This window comes from Vagococcus martis, from assembly GCF_002026305.1.
Taxonomy (GTDB): domain Bacteria; phylum Bacillota; class Bacilli; order Lactobacillales; family Vagococcaceae; genus Vagococcus; species Vagococcus martis.
This window is the reverse complement of record NZ_MVAB01000001.1, coordinates 637,420-657,908: the sequence shown is the minus strand read 5'-3', so window position 1 is coordinate 657,908 and position 20,489 is coordinate 637,420. Positions and strand designations below refer to the sequence as shown.

General features: G+C 36.4%; 9 protein-coding genes and 3 rRNA genes. All 12 read left to right on the top strand.

Going from position 1 to position 20,489, the window contains the following annotated elements; translation table 11 throughout:
• Positions 1 to 74: 74 nt before the first annotated feature.
• The 12 genes from BW731_RS03135 to dltB all read left to right on the top strand — a co-directional run bounded on the left by BW731_RS03135 (position 75) and on the right by dltB (position 20,489).
• Entirely contained in the window at positions 75 to 3,692 is a 3,618-nt protein-coding gene (locus tag BW731_RS03135) for a PD-(D/E)XK nuclease family protein (RefSeq protein ID WP_158080146.1), read from the top strand.
• On the top strand, positions 3,685 to 7,431 hold the full coding sequence (gene addA / locus BW731_RS03130; RefSeq protein ID WP_079345631.1) for a helicase-exonuclease AddAB subunit AddA: 3,747 nt from the start codon (positions 3,685 to 3,687) through the stop codon (positions 7,429 to 7,431). Before BW731_RS03135 ends, addA begins: the two co-directional genes overlap by 8 nt.
• Positions 7,432 to 7,507: 76 nt before the next feature.
• Complete coding sequence (locus tag BW731_RS12580; protein WP_158080145.1) at positions 7,508 to 7,657, top strand: hypothetical protein; 150 nt, start codon at positions 7,508 to 7,510, stop codon at positions 7,655 to 7,657.
• On the top strand, positions 7,644 to 8,318 hold the full coding sequence (locus BW731_RS03125) for a DUF975 family protein (protein WP_158080144.1): 675 nt from the start codon (positions 7,644 to 7,646) through the stop codon (positions 8,316 to 8,318). Before BW731_RS12580 ends, BW731_RS03125 begins: the two co-directional genes overlap by 14 nt.
• Before the next feature lie 239 nt (positions 8,319 to 8,557).
• Entirely contained in the window at positions 8,558 to 9,679 is a 1,122-nt protein-coding gene (dinB, locus tag BW731_RS03120; RefSeq protein WP_079345627.1) for a DNA polymerase IV, read from the top strand.
• Between the two features lie 329 nt (positions 9,680 to 10,008).
• Positions 10,009 to 11,567, top strand: a 16S ribosomal RNA gene (locus tag BW731_RS03115).
• A 227-nt stretch (positions 11,568 to 11,794) separates the two neighbouring features.
• Positions 11,795 to 14,706, top strand: a 23S ribosomal RNA gene (locus BW731_RS03110).
• Positions 14,707 to 14,784: 78 nt separating this feature from the next.
• A 5S ribosomal RNA gene (rrf, locus tag BW731_RS03105) occupies positions 14,785 to 14,900 on the top strand.
• The 16S, 23S and 5S rRNA genes sit together here, the layout of an rRNA operon.
• Positions 14,901 to 16,235: 1,335 nt before the next feature.
• Positions 16,236 to 17,294, top strand: coding sequence for an IS30 family transposase (locus BW731_RS03100; RefSeq protein WP_079345625.1), 1,059 nt, complete (start codon positions 16,236 to 16,238; stop codon positions 17,292 to 17,294).
• Between the two features lie 287 nt (positions 17,295 to 17,581).
• Complete coding sequence (locus BW731_RS03095) at positions 17,582 to 17,737, top strand: teichoic acid D-Ala incorporation-associated protein DltX (protein ID WP_079345623.1); 156 nt, start codon at positions 17,582 to 17,584, stop codon at positions 17,735 to 17,737.
• Positions 17,738 to 17,754: 17 nt separating this feature from the next.
• Entirely contained in the window at positions 17,755 to 19,266 is a 1,512-nt protein-coding gene (gene dltA / locus BW731_RS03090; RefSeq protein ID WP_079345621.1) for a D-alanine--poly(phosphoribitol) ligase subunit DltA, read from the top strand.
• A complete protein-coding gene (dltB, locus tag BW731_RS03085) occupies positions 19,266 to 20,489 on the top strand; it encodes a D-alanyl-lipoteichoic acid biosynthesis protein DltB (protein WP_079345619.1) in 1,224 nt (407 codons plus the stop codon). Before dltA ends, dltB begins: the two co-directional genes overlap by 1 nt.

Below are 20,489 nucleotides of genomic sequence, written 5' to 3'. Positions count from 1 at the left end.
AATATATCATAAATAACAATTAATTGAATGAAAATTTCATGAATTATAAAGAAGTAATGAGAGAGTTTTAAATGATGAGATATGTTAAAATTAAGGAGATAAATAAAGGGATTGAGGTGTTAATATTGAGTCTCCAGTTTGTATTAAATACAGCAGATGAAGACATTGTAGAAGACTTACTAACCATGTCAGTTGAATGGCTAGATAAATCTATGCATCATGAGGTGTTTTATTTAGTACCTAACCATGTCAAATTTGAAACAGAGATTAACGTGCTGAAAAAAATGCATACGCTACCTAAATTTAGTACGCAACAATATATGGCGAGCATGAGACTACAAGTGTTTAGTTTTTCTAGGCTTGCGTGGTATTATATGCAGCAAACAAAAAGTTATCAAGCAACTAGACTAAGTGATTCAGGGAAGTTTATGTTGATTAGAAAAAGTTTGATCACATGTAAAGATGAGCTAGTCTTATTTAAACGTGAAGTAGATCGTCCAGGATTTATTCAGCAGTTATTAGATTTGTTTAATGAATTGCAACAAGGCAATATTTCTCCATTAGAATTAAAAGAGGTAATAGAAGGTGTGGATACTCTTGAGTCAACGAATCAAGAAGACTATGTCACAAAATTAGTGGATATTCAGTTAATCTATCAAACATATCAAGATATGTTGATATCACATCATATTGCTGATAAAGATTTATTGACGGAACTCGCTTTATTTTTACAAGATAAAGATTTATCACATGTTCAATTTATTGTATCAGGATTTACTAACTTTACAGCGATTGAAAAACAACTAATCGAGACTTTAATGCGTGTTGCTGGTGAGGTGAAAATGAACTTTATTCTAGATCAGGCACCAAAGGATAATACACTCGATAGTTATCAATTATTTTATAATACATCAAGAATGTATCAAGACCTCTATCATGTAGCAAGAGAAAATAGTATTCCTGTGATGTTTGATTACCGAAAAAAAGTAACCAATATGACACCAATGAGACAACTTGCCAGTGAATGGCAAAACCTCCAAGAATTAGTCCCTAAAAAATTAGAGGACAATCTTGTAACGAATGTACTGTCATTATGGAGTTGCACAGATACATATCAAGAAGTGAAAGCAATCGGAACAAAAATTAGAGACCTAGTTTCTACTGAAGGATATCGTTACGAAGAAATTGCCTTAATTAGCCGAGATATCGAAACGTACACGTCTGAAATTATGTCAGTATTTGATGATATGGACATTCCTTATTACATCAATGAAGAAGAAGACATGGCAAATCACCCGTTAGTAGAATGGTTACGTTCACTCTTTAAAATGGATGAGTCGTTTTATCAATACAAAGATGTCATGCGTTTTTTAAGAACAGAGCTGTGTTTTCCTGATGTTGAATTGACAAAAGATTTTGAAACGTGGGAAGAAAAGATGCAAGCCTTTAGACAAGCGGTTGACTACACTGAAAATGTGGTCTTAGCTTATGGCTATAGTGGATCTGACTGGATAAAAAAATCTGATTGGGAGTATGTAACATATCAATACGATACGGATGAAGAATCTTTAGACAACGAGCAAATTATTCAAGAGCAATCAAATGATATTAGGCATTTAATTCGTGATTTCTTGCTAAATTTTTTCAAAGAAATCAAACAAGCAACAACTAATAAAGAAGCTATCGTATTGTTTTATCAATTTTTATTAGCTGTTGGAGTAGATAGACAATTACAAGCGATGCAACAACAAGAAATAGAACGTGGTAATTTAACGGAAGCAAAAAATCACGAGCAAACATGGCAAGCATTAATGGATTTAATGGATGAATATTATAATGTATTAGGCGAAGATGTTTTTGAATTTGAGATATTTAAAGAAATCTTACTTAGTGGGTTAGAAGGGGTTAGCTATAGTAAAGTCCCAGCTTCGATTGATGAAGTCGTGGTAACGTCTCTTGATAGAGTACGTGCTAAAAAATATCGTGCGACGTTTATTTTTGGCGCAACAGATCAAGTGCTACCTAAAAAAATTGATAATAAAACATTGTTAAGTAATGAAGAAAGAGATGTCTTTTCACAGTTACTAAGAGCAGATAGCTTTTTAAATAATAGTTTAACTGAATCAATGGCAAATGAGCCGTTCATTTTTTACTTAGCTTTATTATCAGCGACAGAGAAAATAGTACTAAGTGCACCCAAAAACCGCGATCAAGTAAAAGATGTCAAAGTCTCACCATATGTTGAGCAACTAAGTCGTCATTTTGCTATCCCAATTGAGCATAAAGAAGTGGGATTGGCAGCGGATGAAACAGTACTAGATTCTATTTCTACAGATAAAATCCTACTAAGTGATTTAATAGGGGCATACAGAACGTATGAAGAAAATAAAGAATGTGTACCATGGTTATTCTTACAATTAGAAAAACGTGTTCATAAAGAATTACCAGTGGCGTCAAAACGATTGTTTGCTAGTCTGACACATAAAAATATTCCAGAAACATTGGATAATCATTCAGTTGATACATTATATGGTGACACGATTTATGCGTCTGTTTCAAAAATCGAGAATTTTTACCAGTGTCAGTACAAATACTTCTTACGTTATGGTCTTGGCTTACAGGAAAGAGAGCAGTTTGAGTTATCACCAGCTGCGGCGGGAGAATTTTATCATGAAGCCCTAGATTTATTCTTTAAAGAATTGATTAAACAAAAAGTACAACTGACAAATATGACGGATGACGAGGTCAGTCGTTTGGCACAAACTGTGTTACAAGAAGTTCTGGGAGATAAGCGTTTCTCTATTTTATCAACGACCAATCGTATGAAATATGTGTCTTATCAGCTTGAAAAAACAATTCAGCGAGTTTGCTTATCGTTAAAAGAACAAGCTAAAAGAAGCAATATGACACCAATTCAAACAGAAGTTTTATTTGGTGAGTCTTTGAAACAAGCTGGATTAAATAGTTTAGAGATTGTTTTAAACAATAAAAAGAAAGTCAAAGTTAGAGGGAAAATCGACCGCTTAGATAAAATGGTCTTGGAAGATGATATTTATTTGAGTGTCGTGGATTATAAATCAAGTAAACATAATTTTGATTTTGTTGACGCTTATTATGGTTTAGCTATGCAGATGATTACGTATCTTGATGTTGCCCTAACCAATGCTGTTGAATTAGTTGGACAAACGGCAAAACCTGCTGGGGCATTATATATGCATATCAAAAATCCTGTCATCAGTGTTGACGAGAAATTTTCACCGGATACTTTAGATGAAAGGTTATTGGAGGAATATAGGTACAATGGTTTATTGGTTGAAGATGAGTTGATTTTAGAAAACTTAGATAAAACGATAGATCCACAAGTTAAGTCATTAGTGTATCCTTATCAGCAACTAAAGAGTGGCAAAATGAAGTCGGCAAGTTTTATTTCGTCTGACGAATTATCTAGTTTAGTCACGCATAACCGTGAAAACTTTAAAGAAGCAGGCGAAAAAATATACGAGGGTAGTACAAAATTAAACCCAGCTTATAAAGAACAAAAGAGAATAGCATGTGGATTTTGTCCTTATCGTAGTGTCTGTCAGTTTGATGTGATGCTACCAGAAAATAATTATCATCGTTTAGAGTCGCTAGACAAAGAAACGATTATCGAAAAAATACAAACAGAGCTAAAGGAGGAGACAAATGAGTAAAGTGAATATCCCGTTAAAACCCGAAAGTAGTCATTTTACAGACAAGCAGTGGCAAGCTGTTTATGATTCTGGGGATAATTTGTTGATTTCTGCTTCTGCTGGTTCTGGTAAAACAACGGTGTTAGTAGAACGTGTGATTCAAAAAATAAAATCTGGTGTCAATGTCGATGAGTTATTAATTGTAACGTACACTGAAGCAGCAGCAAAAGAGATGAAACAGCGAATAAAAGTGGCAATCCAATCAGCCATTACCGAAGAAGTTGATAACAAGCAAAAAGAACATTTGGTCAAACAATTAGGTTTATTACCAACAGCCGCAATCAGTACATTGCATGCTTTTTGTTTACGAGTCATTCAAAAATATTATTATTTGATTCATATTGATCCAGTTTTTCGATTACTAACCGATGAAACGGAAAATCTCTTGTTAAAAGAAGATGTTTGGGATGAATTAAGGGAAGAATTATACGGTGAGGAAAGAGAAATTTTTTATCAATTAACAGAGAATTTTTCAAATGACCGCAATGATAATGGACTAATGGAACTCATTTTTTCTTTACACCTTTTCGCTCAAGCCAACTCAGAGCCACAAAAATGGTTGGATGACTTACTCATTAATTATCAGTTAAGTGATAGTTTAGTGACGTCCTCACTGTATCAAGACTATATGAAGCCTCAATTGATGAACCAGCTGGTGTTAAGTCAAGCGACTGTTGATGAGTTAGTTAATCGTTGTCAAGGTGATGAAGAATTGAAAAAAACTCTCGAAACAATGATGAGTGATAAAGAAATTGTCGATACACTGTTATCTTTATTATCTGATGATCGATTGGATGAGTTTTATGAGTATCTAGTTGGCACACCTTTCTCACGAATTAAAGCACCATCTAAAAAAACAGCCTCTGAAGAAGTGATGGAGGAGTACCAAGAGATAAAATCAACTCGTGATGAAGTGAAAGAGAGTATCTCAAAAGTACGTAAACAATACTTTAAGCAAAGTCCAAAAGAGATGTTAGAGATACTAGAAGTTTCACTACCATTGATTCACGAGTTAATCCATGTAACCAAACAGTTTATTGACCGATTTACAAAAGAAAAAGACACAAGACATGTGCTCGACTTTAATGATTTGGAACATTTGACACTGGCTATTTTACGTAAATTTGAAGACGGTAAATGGGTCGAGTCGGAAGCATCGACTTATTACCGTCATAAATTTAACGAGATATTAGTTGATGAGTACCAAGATATTAACCGACTACAAGAAACGATTTTATATTGGTTACGCCGTCCTACAAAGAATGAAGGAAACTTGTTTATGGTAGGGGACGTAAAACAATCAATTTATGGTTTCCGTTTAGCTGACCCAACTCTTTTTATAGAAAAATATGAGCAGTTTGCTACAGAAGATGATGGTCGTAGAATTATTTTGGCTGAAAACTTCCGTTCGCGAAGTAACGTGCTCGATTTTACCAATTTAGTTTTTACTCAATTAATGGATAAAGAACTTGGTCAATTAGATTATGATTCTAGTGCTGAATTAATTGTTGGAAATAAATCTTATCCAGAAAGTCAGGATTATGATACGGAATTATTGATTTATCAAACGGAATCTGAAGATAAGGTAGAAGACTCTTTAGAATTTCAATTAGACGGAAAAACAGAAGGCGAACTGCGTTTAGTTGCACTAAAAATCCGTGAACTAATAGATGGAAAGTTCCCATTGTTTGATAAAAAAGAAAAAGTGACTCGTCCGATTTCTTATAAAGATATTGTGTTACTGACACCAACTAAGAAAAATAATTTAGATATTCTTGATATTTTTAAAGAATACGATATTCCATTGATGGTTAATGACACACAAAACTATTTTCAAGCGACTGAAATCAAAATCATGATTTCACTTTTACAATTGATAGACAACCCATATCAAGATATCGCATTAGCGGCAATATTACGCTCGCCAATTGTTGGTATCGTGGAAAACGATATGGTTTTAATTAAAAGTTATGATATGCAAGGCTATTATTATGATGCTCTGAAACAATTTTTGAAAGAAGCTGACTCAACAACTGAGTTATACCAGATAATTGAGACCTTTAATCAACAATTTAACGAATGGCGTGAACTAGCAAGAAGGAAACGCTTGGTTGAATTGATATGGCGTATCTATAAAGACACAGATTTACTTGATTATGTGGCGGGACTACCTTCAGGAGCTCAAAGAAAAGCCAATCTACATGCGTTGTATCATCGTGCATCTAGTTATGAAGAGATGAGTTTTAAAGGACTTTTTCAATTTATTCGCTTCATTGAAAAAATGCAGCAAAAGAACAAAGACTTAGCTGAAGCATCTAATATCAATGAAGAAGCTGATGCTGTAAGAGTCATGACTATCCATGCTAGCAAGGGGTTAGAATTTCCTGTTGTCTTTTTACTAGATATGACCAAACAATTTAATCTAATGGATGTAAGACAACGAAAATTTGTATTTGATGAAGAACTTGGTGTGGGAGTAAAGTATAAAGATGTAACCAAACGTGTGGAATATGATACCTTTCCATTCAGTGTGATAAGAGAGCATAAAAAACAAAAGCTATTAGCTGAAGAGATGCGAAAATTATATGTGGCCTTAACTCGTGCGGAAGAAAAATTATATCTAGTTGGTTCCTATAAAAGTATGGATGCAGCCTATAAAAAATGGCAAACAACCGCACAAACGGATCATATGGTGTTACCAACAGCAACAAGACAATCAAGTTATACTTTAATGGATTGGGTTGGGATGACGTTAGTCAGACACCCAAGTTTTGCAGAGTTCTTCCCGGATAGTGAAATTTCTGTTCTACCAGGACTAAAAAAACATCCTGGTAATTTTTCCATTCATTTTTATGAAGAAGATGCTATTCTAGCTAATCATACACTGCAACAAGACGAACAAATCGAGTATAAACAATCTGATATTGAACCAAATGTGAAGTTACTTAAAGAAGTAGTTGATCGACTGAATTATTCTTATCCAGAAAAAGATGCCACAATGACAACAAGTTATCAATCAGTATCAGAAGTAAAACGATTATTTGAAGATCCGGATATGAAAGATTTACCAACGCTTGATTTTTCGAAAGAACGACAAATAAAAGCCCATCGTGAAGTGGTAAAAGAGATGGCAAAACCAGAGTTTATGCAAGGCGATGTTGTTATTGGGTCTACAGACATCGGATCGGCTATTCATTTACTATTACAAATGCTACCTTTAGATAAACAACCCACAATGAGCGAACTAGAAAGATTAGTTCAGCACCTCGTTGATGAAGATGTGTTTACAAAAGAATTAGCTAGCAGGTTACCTATAAAACTTATTGAGACGTTTTTTAAATCAGATTTTGGTCAATACATGATTGATCATCATGAGGTCATTAGACGAGAGCAACCTTTCTCTTTATTATTACCAGCAAAAGAGTTGTATCAAGATTATGTGACAAAGAAAAATGATGAAGTGTTGATTCACGGGATTATAGATGGTTTTATTTTAACTGATAAGGAGCTTATTTTATATGATTTTAAAACAGACTATGTTCCTAAACAACGTACACAAAAGGATTTAGAGAAATTAACAGACAGGTATAAAGGTCAGATGACACTTTATAAATTAGCCTTAGAAGAAATCTACCAACGCCCCGTTACGTCATCTAAGTTAATACTATTGAATAGTGGAGACATTATAGAAATGATATAAAAGATATAAAAGATGTTCATTTATTTAAAAAAGTGATAAAATAATTTTAAATTAAAAAGGAGAAGGGTGCGATAGGATGTATAAGTCATCTAAAGAGCTAAAACAACAAGCAAGAGAATCATTAAGAGGACGTTGGAAAGAAGCCGTTGCCATCCATTATTCAAATAATTTCGATGCTTCTGGTAATAGGAATCACGATATTTATTGGGTTGATGGCGACGGATAATTTTGATGCAACTGATAGTGATTATGGTAGTGCCAAAGAAGAAATAATGTGGGCAGAAGAGTATGATGATGATTCTTTTAGTTCAAATGTTTCAGAGGTCTTTGCTTCAGTAACATCTATCCCCTTTGCTAGTCCAATTATGAGTTTTGTCATGACTTTTTTAACAATTGGTATTTCTTTTACATTTCTTGATGTTATTCGAAAAGGTAGAGAAGCAGAGTTATCCTTTAGGCAGTCTTTTCGGTTATTTAATGGAAATGACTTTGTGCCAGTATTATTAATTAATATTTTGACATATATTTTCCGATATTTATGGTCATTATTGTTTATTATTCCGGGTATTGTTAAGATTTATTCATATTCACAAGCAAACTTTATTTATAAAGACTTAGCAGCTACAAGAGATACTCGCAGTATGGGAGCAACGTCATTTATTACTGAAAGCCGTGACTTAATGAATGGTCATAAAGAAAGATTATTTTGGCTAGATGTTAGTTTTTTAGGTTGGTATCTTCTAGGTTTGTTGACATTAGGGATAGGTTTCTTATGGATTAACCCATATGTAAATGCAACAAAAGCAGCTTTCTATGATGATTTATCTAAAGGGAAATTTTTAGAAGCTGTTGTGGAAGAAGATGATGAGATTTGGACGAATTTCTAAAGAATGAGATTATTCTCATTCTTTTTTTAGTGTATTGATACCATATAGTCAGATTTATTTAAGTCTTAAGTCGTATGATGGGTGGCATACCAATTATCCCGAATTGGTTTTTGACTTCTATTTAAGTTTAGATAGAATCATTTACAACCTTCATTTCCACTAGAGCGACGGCTTTGGTGGTTTTTTTGTGTCTTCATGATATAATAAAGCGAACACACATTCTATTAGGAGGGCAAATAATGTCAAATGGATTGAAATTTCCGTTAATAAATGATTTATCAAGAAAAATTATTCATATTGATATGGACGCTTTTTATGCTTCTATAGAAGAAAGAGATAATCCAAAGCTCAAAGGAAACCCATTAGTCATCGCAAAACACCCCAAAGATACAAACGGTCGTGGGGTGGTGACAACAGCAAATTATGAAGCAAGAAAATACGGGATTCATTCGGCTATGAGTGCCAAGAAAGCTTATGAATTATGTCCACATGCCACATTTGTAGCAGGAAATAGAGAGTACTATTCGGAAATATCGAAACAAATACATGAAGTATTTAAAGAATATACTGATATTATTGAACCTTTATCTTTAGACGAAGCATACTTAGATGTGACACATAATAAAAAAGGAATTAAAAGTGCGATAAAAATCGCTAGAATGATTCAATCCGATATATATGAAAAAGTTCAATTAACAAGTTCTGCTGGTGTAAGCTATAATAAATTTTTAGCCAAGATAGCATCGGATTTTGAAAAACCAAAAGGATTAACAGTTATCCTGCCAGAACAAGCACAAAAGTTTTTGTTTGAGTTACCAATAGAAAAATTTTATGGCATTGGAAAGAAAACTATTCCGTTAATGCATGATCTAGGAGTATATACAGGGAAAGATTTATATAACATTCCAGAAATGACCTTGATTGATTTGTTTGGGAAAAAAGGCTACAGCTTATATCGTAAAGTTAGAGGAATCCATAATGATCCAGTAGAAAATAATCGTGAGAGAAAATCAATTGGTAGAGAGAGGACTTTCTCTAAAACACTGATGCAAGAACAAGATGTTTTGAAAAATATTAGGGAAATGGCTGAAGAAGTGAGTAAGAAGTTAATTGCTAATGAATTAAAAGCTCAAACAGTTGTATTAAAGATTAGAAATAATTTATATGAAACAGCAACAAAACGCATAACGATTAATCATTATATTTATCAATCTGAAGATATATTTTTTTATGCAACGCAGATTTGGGAAGAATTAAACTGGCAAACTATTAATGTTAGATTGGTAGGTGTTACGGTAACAACACTTGATAAACAAATGTATGAAGCAATTGAATTACCACTTTTTATTAAAAAAGGATAGTTTAATATTAATTATAAAAAAATGTAAATAAATTGTTGACGAATTGCGATATAATTGTTATATTAATTCATGTCGCTACGAGCGATACAAAATTATTGAAACAAACTTTTAAAAACTTTTAAAAAAGTTATTGACAAATGTTTCGATAGTTGGTATGATATAAAAGTTGCTAACGCAACTAAGTTTAGACCTTTGAAAACTGAACAAAGTAAGACAAACCAAATGTGTAGGGCGTTTCTACTATGTAGAAACAAACCATATTTAGTGAATACAATTCGCTAGCAAGTTTTAAACAAATGAGCTTAAACATCGTAAGATGTTATCAACTTTTTATTGAGAGTTTGATCCTGGCTCAGGACGAACGCTGGCGGCGTGCCTAATACATGCAAGTCGAACGCATTTCTTTTCACCGGAGCTTGTTCCACCGAAAAGAAATGAGTGGCGGACGGGTGAGTAACACGTGGGCAACCTGCCCATCAGAGGGGGATAACACTTGGAAACAGGTGCTAATACCGCATAATTGATTTTGCCGCATGGCGAGATCATAAAAGACGCTTTAAGTGTCGCTGATGGATGGGCCCGCGGTGCATTAGTTAGTTGGTGGGGTAACGGCTTACCAAGACCATGATGCATAGCCGACCTGAGAGGGTGATCGGCCACACTGGGACTGAGACACGGCCCAGACTCCTACGGGAGGCAGCAGTAGGGAATCTTCGGCAATGGACGAAAGTCTGACCGAGCAACGCCGCGTGAGTGAAGAAGGTTTTCGGATCGTAAAACTCTGTTGTTAGAGAAGAACAAGTGATAGAGTAACTGTTATCACCTTGACGGTATCTAACCAGAAAGCCACGGCTAACTACGTGCCAGCAGCCGCGGTAATACGTAGGTGGCAAGCGTTGTCCGGATTTATTGGGCGTAAAGCGAGCGCAGGCGGTCTTTTAAGTCTGATGTGAAAGCCCTCGGCTCAACCGAGGAAGGTCATTGGAAACTGGAGGACTTGAGTGCAGAAGAGGAGAGTGGAATTCCATGTGTAGCGGTGAAATGCGTAGATATATGGAGGAACACCAGTGGCGAAGGCGACTCTCTGGTCTGTAACTGACGCTGAGGCTCGAAAGCGTGGGGAGCAAACAGGATTAGATACCCTGGTAGTCCACGCCGTAAACGATGAGTGCTAAGTGTTGGAGGGTTTCCGCCCTTCAGTGCTGCAGTTAACGCATTAAGCACTCCGCCTGGGGAGTACGGCCGCAAGGCTGAAACTCAAAGGAATTGACGGGGGCCCGCACAAGCGGTGGAGCATGTGGTTTAATTCGAAGCAACGCGAAGAACCTTACCAGGTCTTGACATCCTTTGACCACTCTAGAGATAGAGCTTTCCCTTCGGGGACAAAGTGACAGGTGGTGCATGGTTGTCGTCAGCTCGTGTCGTGAGATGTTGGGTTAAGTCCCGCAACGAGCGCAACCCTTATTGTTAGTTGCCATCATTCAGTTGGGCACTCTAGCGAGACTGCCGGTGACAAACCGGAGGAAGGTGGGGATGACGTCAAATCATCATGCCCCTTATGACCTGGGCTACACACGTGCTACAATGGACAGTACAATGAGTTGCGAGACCGCGAGGTTTAGCTAATCTCTTAAAGCTGTTCTCAGTTCGGATTGTAGGCTGCAACTCGCCTACATGAAGCCGGAATCGCTAGTAATCGTGGATCAGCATGCCACGGTGAATACGTTCCCGGGCCTTGTACACACCGCCCGTCACACCACGAGAGTTTGTAACACCCAAAGTCGGTGAGGTAACCTTTTGGAGCCAGCCGCCTAAGGTGGGATAGATGATTGGGGTGAAGTCGTAACAAGGTAGCCGTATCGGAAGGTGCGGCTGGATCACCTCCTTTCTAAGGATAATTACGGAAAACACATTTTGTCTTTACTTTGTTCAGTTTTGAGAGGTCTACTCTCAAACGAATTGTTCATTGAAAACTGGATAGTTGAAGTTAGACATCAACATAAACCGAGAACACCGCGTTGAACAGTTTCTTTAAAAAGAACTGTGAAATGTATTAATGATTATCTATCGCTAGTTAGTCATTAATTAAAAAAAGCTAACCGTAAGGTTAGAAAAGGTTAAGTGAATAAGGGCGCACGGTGGATGCCTTGGCACTAGAAGCCGATGAAGGACGGGACTAACACCGATATGCTTCGGGGAGCAGTAAGTATGCTATGATCCGGAGATTTCCGAATGGGGGAACCCAATATCTTTTATAGGATATTATCTAATAGTGAATACATAGCTATTAGAAGGTAGACGCAGAGAACTGAAACATCTAAGTACCTGCAGGAAGAGAAAGAAAAATCGATTTCCTTAGTAGCGGCGAGCGAAACGGAAACAGCCCAAACCAACAAGCTTGCTTGTTGGGGTTGTAGGACTCAGCTGTGGTAGCTGTTGTGGATAGTCGAATCGACTTGGAAAGGTCAGCCGTAGCGGGTAAAAGCCCCGTAGACGAAATTGACAACACACCTATGAGTATCCTGAGTACGGCGGAACACGAGAAATTCCGTCGGAATCCGGGAGGACCATCTCCCAAGGCTAAATACTCTCTAGTGACCGATAGTGAACCAGTACCGTGAGGGAAAGGTGAAAAGCACCCCGGAAGGGGAGTGAAATAGAACCTGAAACCGTGTGCCTACAAGAAGTTAGAGCCCGTTAATGGGTGATAGCGTGCCTTTTGCAGAATGAACCGGCGAGTTACGATAGCATGCGAGGTTAAGCTGAAGAAGCGGAGCCGTAGCGAAAGCGAGTCTGAATAGGGCGAATGAGTATGTTGTCGTAGACCCGAAACCATGTGACCTACCCATGTCCAGGTTGAAGGTGTGGTAAAACGCACTGGAGGACCGAACCCACGTACGTTGAAAAGTGCGGGGATGAGGTGTGGGTAGCGGAGAAATTCCAAACGAACTTGGAGATAGCTGGTTCTCTCCGAAATAGCTTTAGGGCTAGCCTCGGATTTGAGAATGATGGAGGTAGAGCACTGTTTGGACTAGGGGCCCGTCTTGGGTTACCGAATTCAGATAAACTCCGAATGCCATTCATTTATATCCGGGAGTCAGACAGTGAGTGATAAGATCCATTGTCGAAAGGGAAACAGCCCAGACCACCAGCTAAGGTCCCAAAATACATGTTAAGTGGAAAAGGATGTGAGGGTGCACAAACAACTAGGATGTTGGCTTAGAAGCAGCCACCATTTAAAGAGTGCGTAATAGCTCACTAGTCGAGTGCCCTTGCGCCGAAAATGTACCGGGGCTAAACATGTTACCGAAGCTGTGGATAGAACCTTTGGTTCTATGGTAGGAGAGCGTTCTAAGGGCGTTGAAGCTGGATCGTAAGGACTGGTGGAGCGCTTAGAAGTGAGAATGCCGGTATGAGTAGCGAAAGACAGGTGAGAATCCTGTCCACCGAATGACTAAGGTTTCCTGGGGAAGGCTCGTCCTCCCAGGGTTAGTCGGGACCTAAGCTGAGGCCGATAGGCGTAGGCGATGGATAACAGGTTGAGATTCCTGTACTCGTTTGTTTTGTTTGAACAATGGAGGGACACAGGAGGCTATGAGATCGTGCGACTGGAAGTGCACGTTCAAGCAACAAGTCTTGATAAGAGTCAAATGCTTTTATCTTTAAGGACAAGTTGTGATGAGTAGGGAAATAAAGTACCGAAGTCTCAATGTCACACTGTCAAGAAAAGCTTCTAGTTAGAAACAAATGACCCGTACCGCAAACCGACACAGGTAGTCGAGGAGAGAATCCTAAGGTGAGCGAGAGAACTCTCGTTAAGGAACTCGGCAAAATGACCCCGTAACTTCGGGAGAAGGGGTGCTGAACGCAAGTTCAGCCGCAGTGAATAGGCCCAAGCGACTGTTTATCAAAAACACAGGTCTCTGCAAAATCGAAAGATGACGTATAGGGGCTGACGCCTGCCCGGTGCTGGAAGGTTAAGAGGATGGGTTAGCAATAGCGAAGCTCAAAATTGAAGCCCCAGTAAACGGCGGCCGTAACTATAACGGTCCTAAGGTAGCGAAATTCCTTGTCGGGTAAGTTCCGACCCGCACGAAAGGCGTAACGATTTGGGCACTGTCTCAACGAGAGACTCGGTGAAATTTTAGTACCTGTGAAGATGCAGGTTACCCGCGACAGGACGGAAAGACCCCATGGAGCTTTACTGTAGTTTGATATTGAATGTTTGTGACACATGTACAGGATAGGTAGGAGCCGTAGAAGTCGGAACGCTAGTTTCGATGGAGGCGATGGTGGGATACTACCCTTGTGTTATGACCATTCTAACCCGCACCACTAATCGTGGTGGGAGACAGTGTCAGATGGACAGTTTGACTGGGGCGGTCGCCTCCCAAAAGGTAACGGAGGCGCCCAAAGGTTCCCTCAGAATGGTTGGAAATCATTCGTAGAGTGCAAAGGCAGAAGGGAGCTTGACTGCGAGAGCTACAACTCGAGCAGGGACGAAAGTCGGGCTTAGTGATCCGGTGGTTCCGCATGGAAGGGCCATCGCTCAACGGATAAAAGCTACCCTGGGGATAACAGGCTTATCTCCCCCAAGAGTTCACATCGACGGGGAGGTTTGGCACCTCGATGTCGGCTCGTCGCATCCTGGGGCTGTAGTCGGTCCCAAGGGTTGGGCTGTTCGCCCATTAAAGCGGCACGCGAGCTGGGTTCAGAACGTCGTGAGACAGTTCGGTCCCTATCCGTCGCGGGCGTTGGAAATTTGAGAGGAGCTGTCCTTAGTACGAGAGGACCGGGATGGACATACCTCTGGTGTACCAGTTGTTCTGCCAAGGGCATTGCTGGGTAGCTATGTATGGACGGGATAAACGCTGAAAGCATCTAAGCGTGAAGCCCCCCTCAAGATGAGATTTCCCATTCCTTTAAGGAAGTAAGACCCCTGAAAGATGATCAGGTAGATAGGCTAGGAGTGGAAGTACAGTGATGTATGGAGCGGACTAGTACTAATCGGTCGAGGACTTAACCAAAATAAGCGGTGGACAATTATGATGATAGATAACTTTAACATTCAGTTTTGAGTGAGCAATTACTCAATAATATATAAGTGCGGTGACGATGGCAAGAAGGATACACCTGTAACCATGCCGAACACAGAAGTTAAGCTTCTTAGCGCCGAGGGTAGTGAAGGGTTTCCCTTTGTGAGAGTAGGACGTTGCCGTGCTAAGTGTAGGATTTAGAAAACTGAATGTTTTTTATATCCTTTTTTTTATGTTTTGAAAATGGCCCTTTGTAAAATGGTTCAATGTTTAATCGTATTGATGAGCAATAATTTTGATAAAAAAAATCTAAAAAAGAAATAGAATTAATTGGAGTGAGGGAAGAGATTCTCTCACTTTTTTATTAATGACTTTAGTCAATTGAGTACGAAATAGTGCAAAACAGAAAAACCACGTGTACTGGGCGTGGAAGAAATAGCTTTGAGCGTGGTGTTAAAAAAGCCTCTTAAAATGATAAGATAAATTAGGTTTCCCGACCACAATATATCAATTATATAGGAGGTTCATTATAGAAAAGAGATTCTTTTAGGATTAGCGAGTGAATCTGATGCATGAGGTAAAAGTTTCATTGATCCTTTTATGGTTAGGCCGGTAATAGAGACTTTCAGTCGAAAAACAAACCTTCTCCACCATAAAAATTATTATAATGGGTAAGTTTGTCAATTTGAGAATAAATGAAAAAATATCTATGACGTTAATTGATAAAATCTGATAGATATGCTAATTTTAAATGTTCATTTGTCCAATTAAGCTAGACCAAATATCGTTGTCTACACACTCAAAAATACTCCCAATCTGGTCATCTTCAAGGTGACCAAGTTCAATGGTTAAAGAATTGATAGTCCCTATTACGTTGATGGATGTTTTTTTTTAAAAGGATTGTTTGCCTTTTTTCTTTATAACCATTGGCTTTTATTTTTCCCTTCATAGATAATGCAGTCAAATCAAACAGTCCTTTTCTAAATAGTACTGATAGAACATAAAATAGGGCGTTTGCCACGATTCTTTTTATTATTTTTGTATCTTCTGTAGTAAGCTAGTGAAGATAGTCCCTCATTAAAGCTTTGTAAACGTTATAGATAGTCTGTTTTGTTTGTTTTAGTAGCTTAGCAACAAGTATTACTTTTTTATGTGTATGATAATAAGATTCTATATAAAACGAGTTCATCTGTAGTAAGTGGGGATAGGTCATTTGTGGTCATTCTCCCTGTTTTCTTTTGTCAGAAATACAATTTGAGTGTATCTCAAATGATTTTTTTGTTGTCTAGCTTAATTTTACAATCGGCGAATATAGATATGGTAATAGAGAATTTTGGTATACTTTATTTTTACAATAGGAATGTTAAAAATAATATATATTTATTTTTGATTATAAAAAGTATATTTTTTATTGGTTAATTGTAGAATCAAGTTAGCCACCCTAAAATAATAAAAAAACACCATGGTAAAAATTCATGTATCATTGAAGTATCCACCCAACAACGAAAGGAATTTTTATCATGGCGCAAACTCAGAATACCACACAAAAACTGACTTATAAACATCTTTCCTTTGAGGAAAGACAACTTATTGAAGTTTGGCATAATAGAGGTGATTCTAATAGAGAAATCGGTAAACGATTAGGTCGACACCATCAAACAATAAATAATGAGCTGAAACGTGGTACAACAACACAAATCAAAGAAAATAACAAACCTAGACAACTCTATTTTGCTGAAACAGGACAAGCTAAATATATAGAAAACAGAAAACGTTGTGGTGCTAAGTCTAAGCTACTCAGTGCTGTTGACTTTATTAATTATGCCTGTAAACAGATTATTGACTTTAATTGGTCACCTGATGCCATTGTTGGTTTTGTCAAGTCCTTAAGGACGTGGGATAAACCTCTTGTTTCTACTAAAACACTTTATAACTATATTGATAAAGGATTTTTACCTATTAGAAACCATCACCTCAAGATGAAGCTTAGGCTCTCATCTAAAAAGAAAAGAAGTCGTAAGCATAAAAAAGAACTAGGAAAATCAATTGATGAACGACCAAGTACAGTTAACAATAGAGAAAGCTTTGGTCATTGGGAAATAGATAGCGTTATTGGTTCAAAATCTAAAGATGATAATGCTCTACTTACTCTTGTTGAAAGAAAAACGCGTTACATGATTACTGTTGTGTTAGATGATCACACAGAAGAGTCTGTTTGTTATGCTGTTAATCGATTAAAATCTGAGCTCGGACAAGCTAGCTTTAGCAAGATGTTTCAATCAATTACTGCTGATAATGGTAGTGAATTTAGCTCGCTACATGATGCTCTCCAACAAATAACTGATGTCTATTTTGCTCATCCTTATTCTTCTTGGGAACGAGGCACAAATGAAAGACATAATGGTTTATTAAGACAATTTATTCCGAAAGGAACTCCGATTTGTCACTACTCAAAACAGTTCATTCAACTAGCTACTGAAAAGATTAATCTTTTACCACGTAAAATCTTAAATTATAGACAACCAGCAACATTATTTTTAGAAGAAATTCTAAAGCTTAAAATCAAAACATGTTGGTAAAAATGGATTTTAATAGAATAACATAGAAATTTAGATATTTTTGCCTAGGTGGCTAACTTAATATTGCAATTTAGGTATATTTTTTATTAATAAAACTAGAATAAAATATGAAAATACACAAAATGTTATAAAAAATTCTTCATATATGATAGAATCATATATGAAGAATTTTTAAGAAATACGGGAAATAAAATACGTCTTAGGTCGTATCTTGATTTCAATCATATGTTTGATATTATTTGGTTTAAATGATTGTATAATAAGTTGAAGCTAAGGGAGTGGTTTTTATGGAATTAAAAAAAAGAAAGATACCAGATACAACAAAAAGATGGTTAAGTTTTATAGCTCGCTCCGTTTTATATGCTGCTATTATACTTGTGTTAATTTATTTGTATCAATATAGTCACGTAGGTGGGGGCTCTTTCATTTATAATCAATTTTAAAAAGGAGCTAGTGAATAATGTTAAATGAAATTGTAACAAAAATTAAAGACATTTCATTAAATAGTGAGGAAACTGTCTTTTTTGAAGAAGCTGATCGTCAGTATACATATAAAGAGTTAGATGAACTATCCGATTCTCTTGCAGGTTATTTAGAAGAAACTTATCCTTCTAAAACACCCATCATTGTTTATGGTGGGCAAGAAGCTATGATGGTTGTATCATTTTTAGCATGTACGAAAGCTGGGCATTCTTATGTTCCAATTGATGATCATACGCCAAAAGAACGCGTATCAATGATTGTTGAAGAGGCTAACGCATCATGTGTTTTATCTTTATCTGAATGGCCTCTTAATACAGAGAATGTTTATAACAGAGAAACTGTTATTTCTTTAATGAAAAATAATAAAAACTACCTAGGTAAACAAGTTGTGTGTGAAAATGATATCTATTATATTATTTTTACTTCAGGGACAACTGGAAAGCCTAAAGGTGTACAGATTACTTATAATAATCTAATTAGTTTTACTAGTTGGATGTTGAGTGATTTTTGTTTAAAAGAAAACCAACGCTTTTTATGTCAGGCACCATTTTCATTTGATTTGTCTGTGATGGATTTATATCCAGCACTGTTAACAGCAGGGACATTAATTCCAATGCCTAAAACAATGATTGAGAATTTCCCTTTATTGTTTAAGTCAATTCCGGAAATGAATTTAAATGTCTGGGTATCAACACCATCATTAATTGAAATGGTATTATTAAATCCTGAATTTGATGGAGAACATTTACCAAGTTTAGAAAATTTTGAATTTTGTGGTGAGGAATTACCCAAAAATACAGCGAAAAAGTTGTTAGAGAGATTCCCGAATGCAAAGATATTCAATACATATGGTCCGACAGAAACAACAGTTGCTGTTACAAATATTTCACTAGATTCTGATATATTAGATAAATATGAACGTGTGCCTCTTGGAAAAGTTAAAAGTGATACAGAAATTCATATTTTAAATGATAAAGGTGAAAAATTACCTGATGGAGAAATAGGTGAAATTGTTATTTCTGGACCAAGTGTCTCAGTTGGTTATTTCAATAATCCTGAAAAAACAAATGAAGTTTTCTTTGAATTTGAGGGTGTTCCATCATATAGAACTGGAGATGCAGGTCTTTTAGACGATGGTTTATTGTTTTATAAAGGTCGTATGGATTTCCAAATTAAATTGAATGGGTATCGTATGGAATTGGGTGATATTGACCATCATTTGATTACACTCACAGAGGTACGAGCAGCGTGTTCTGTGCCAAAATATAATAAAGCAGGGAAAGTACAACAATTACTTGCTTACATTGTTCTAGAAGACGATGTAGACGCATCAGATGAGAGAGCTTTGACACAACGATTAAAAGAAGATTTAAATAAAACTGTGATGGACTATATGGTACCACATCGTTTTATCTATGTGGAAAATCTTCCAATGACGCAAAATGGAAAAGTTGACCGCAAACAATTAATAAATGAGGTGAATAGTTAATGAGTCAGTTAACTCAGTTTATCCCGTACTTGACTCCTTACGAGAAACCTTTTTACTTTATTTTACTAGGTGTATTATTTATCCCATCAATTATTTTATCGTTAAATGGTAAGAGGATGATGTGGTATCAAAATTTCCTAACGATTTTCTTTTTATGGATTAGTTTTGGTGGTCCAAATTCAAAGCAAGGGTTAGCTTTAATTGCTTATATTATATGGCAAACACTGTTAACATCAGTCTACTTTAAATATAGACAAAAAGAGAATAAAAGTGGTGTGTTCTATTTAGCTGTCTTACTGAACTTATTACCTATGTTTATTATTAAACTGTCACCATTCTTTGGTTCTCAATCGATTTTGGCCTTTCTAGGTTATTCTTATCTGACATTTAAGTCAGTTCAAGTGGTAATGGAAATTCGTGATGGGATTTTAAAAGAATTTAATATTAAGTACTATATTCAATTTTTAATTTTCTTCCCAACGATTTCATCAGGTCCGATTGATCGATATCGTCGATTCTTAAAAGATTATTTGAATCCACCAGATAAAGAAAAATATGTTGATTTATTACAAAAAGGCATTCATTACATATTTTTAGGTTTGTTGTATAAATTCATTATAGGATATGTATTAGGTAGTCATTTACTACCAGCCGTTCAAGGTGTTGCATTAGGAGGAACCACTCCTGTATTAGGAACAATTGGGTATATGTATGTGTATAGTTTTTATTTATTCTTTGACTTTGCAGGATATAGTCTGTTTGCAGTTGGAACGAGTTATTTACTAGGATATGAAACACCAATGAACTTTAATAAACCATTTATTAGTCCAAACATTAAAGAGTTTTGGAATAGATGGCATATGACTCTTTCGTTTTGGTTTAGAGATTATGTATACATGAGATTAATGTTTACATTACTCAAGAAAAAAGTGTTTAAGAGTCGAATTGTGGCATCAAATGTTGGTTATTTTGGCCTTTTTCTTTTAATGGGATTATGGCATGGTTTAACCTGGTATTATATCGTATATGGTATTTATCATGCGTTACTAATATGTATTAACGATGCATGGTTGAGATATAAAAAGAAACACAAAGACAAATTACCAAGCAATCGTTTTACACATGCTTTAGCAATTTTCATTACATTTAATGCGGTATGTTTTAGTTTCTTGATATTCTCAGGGTTTTTAGATACACTAATTAAGCACTTTATTTTAGTATAG

Coding starts and splice junctions, on each gene's coding strand:
- BW731_RS03125 (WP_158080144.1), top strand. CDS start 7,644: ATGGCGACGGATAATTTTGATGCAACTGATAGTGATTATGGTAGTGCC.
- BW731_RS12580 (WP_158080145.1), top strand. CDS start 7,508: ATGTATAAGTCATCTAAAGAGCTAAAACAACAAGCAAGAGAATCATTA.
- dltA (WP_079345621.1), top strand. CDS start 17,755: ATGTTAAATGAAATTGTAACAAAAATTAAAGACATTTCATTAAATAGT.
- BW731_RS03100 (WP_079345625.1), top strand. CDS start 16,236: ATGGCGCAAACTCAGAATACCACACAAAAACTGACTTATAAACATCTT.
- dltB (WP_079345619.1), top strand. CDS start 19,266: ATGAGTCAGTTAACTCAGTTTATCCCGTACTTGACTCCTTACGAGAAA.
- addA (WP_079345631.1), top strand. CDS start 3,685: ATGAGTAAAGTGAATATCCCGTTAAAACCCGAAAGTAGTCATTTTACA.
- dinB (WP_079345627.1), top strand. CDS start 8,558: ATGTCAAATGGATTGAAATTTCCGTTAATAAATGATTTATCAAGAAAA.
- BW731_RS03135 (WP_158080146.1), top strand. CDS start 75: ATGAGATATGTTAAAATTAAGGAGATAAATAAAGGGATTGAGGTGTTA.
- BW731_RS03095 (WP_079345623.1), top strand. CDS start 17,582: ATGGAATTAAAAAAAAGAAAGATACCAGATACAACAAAAAGATGGTTA.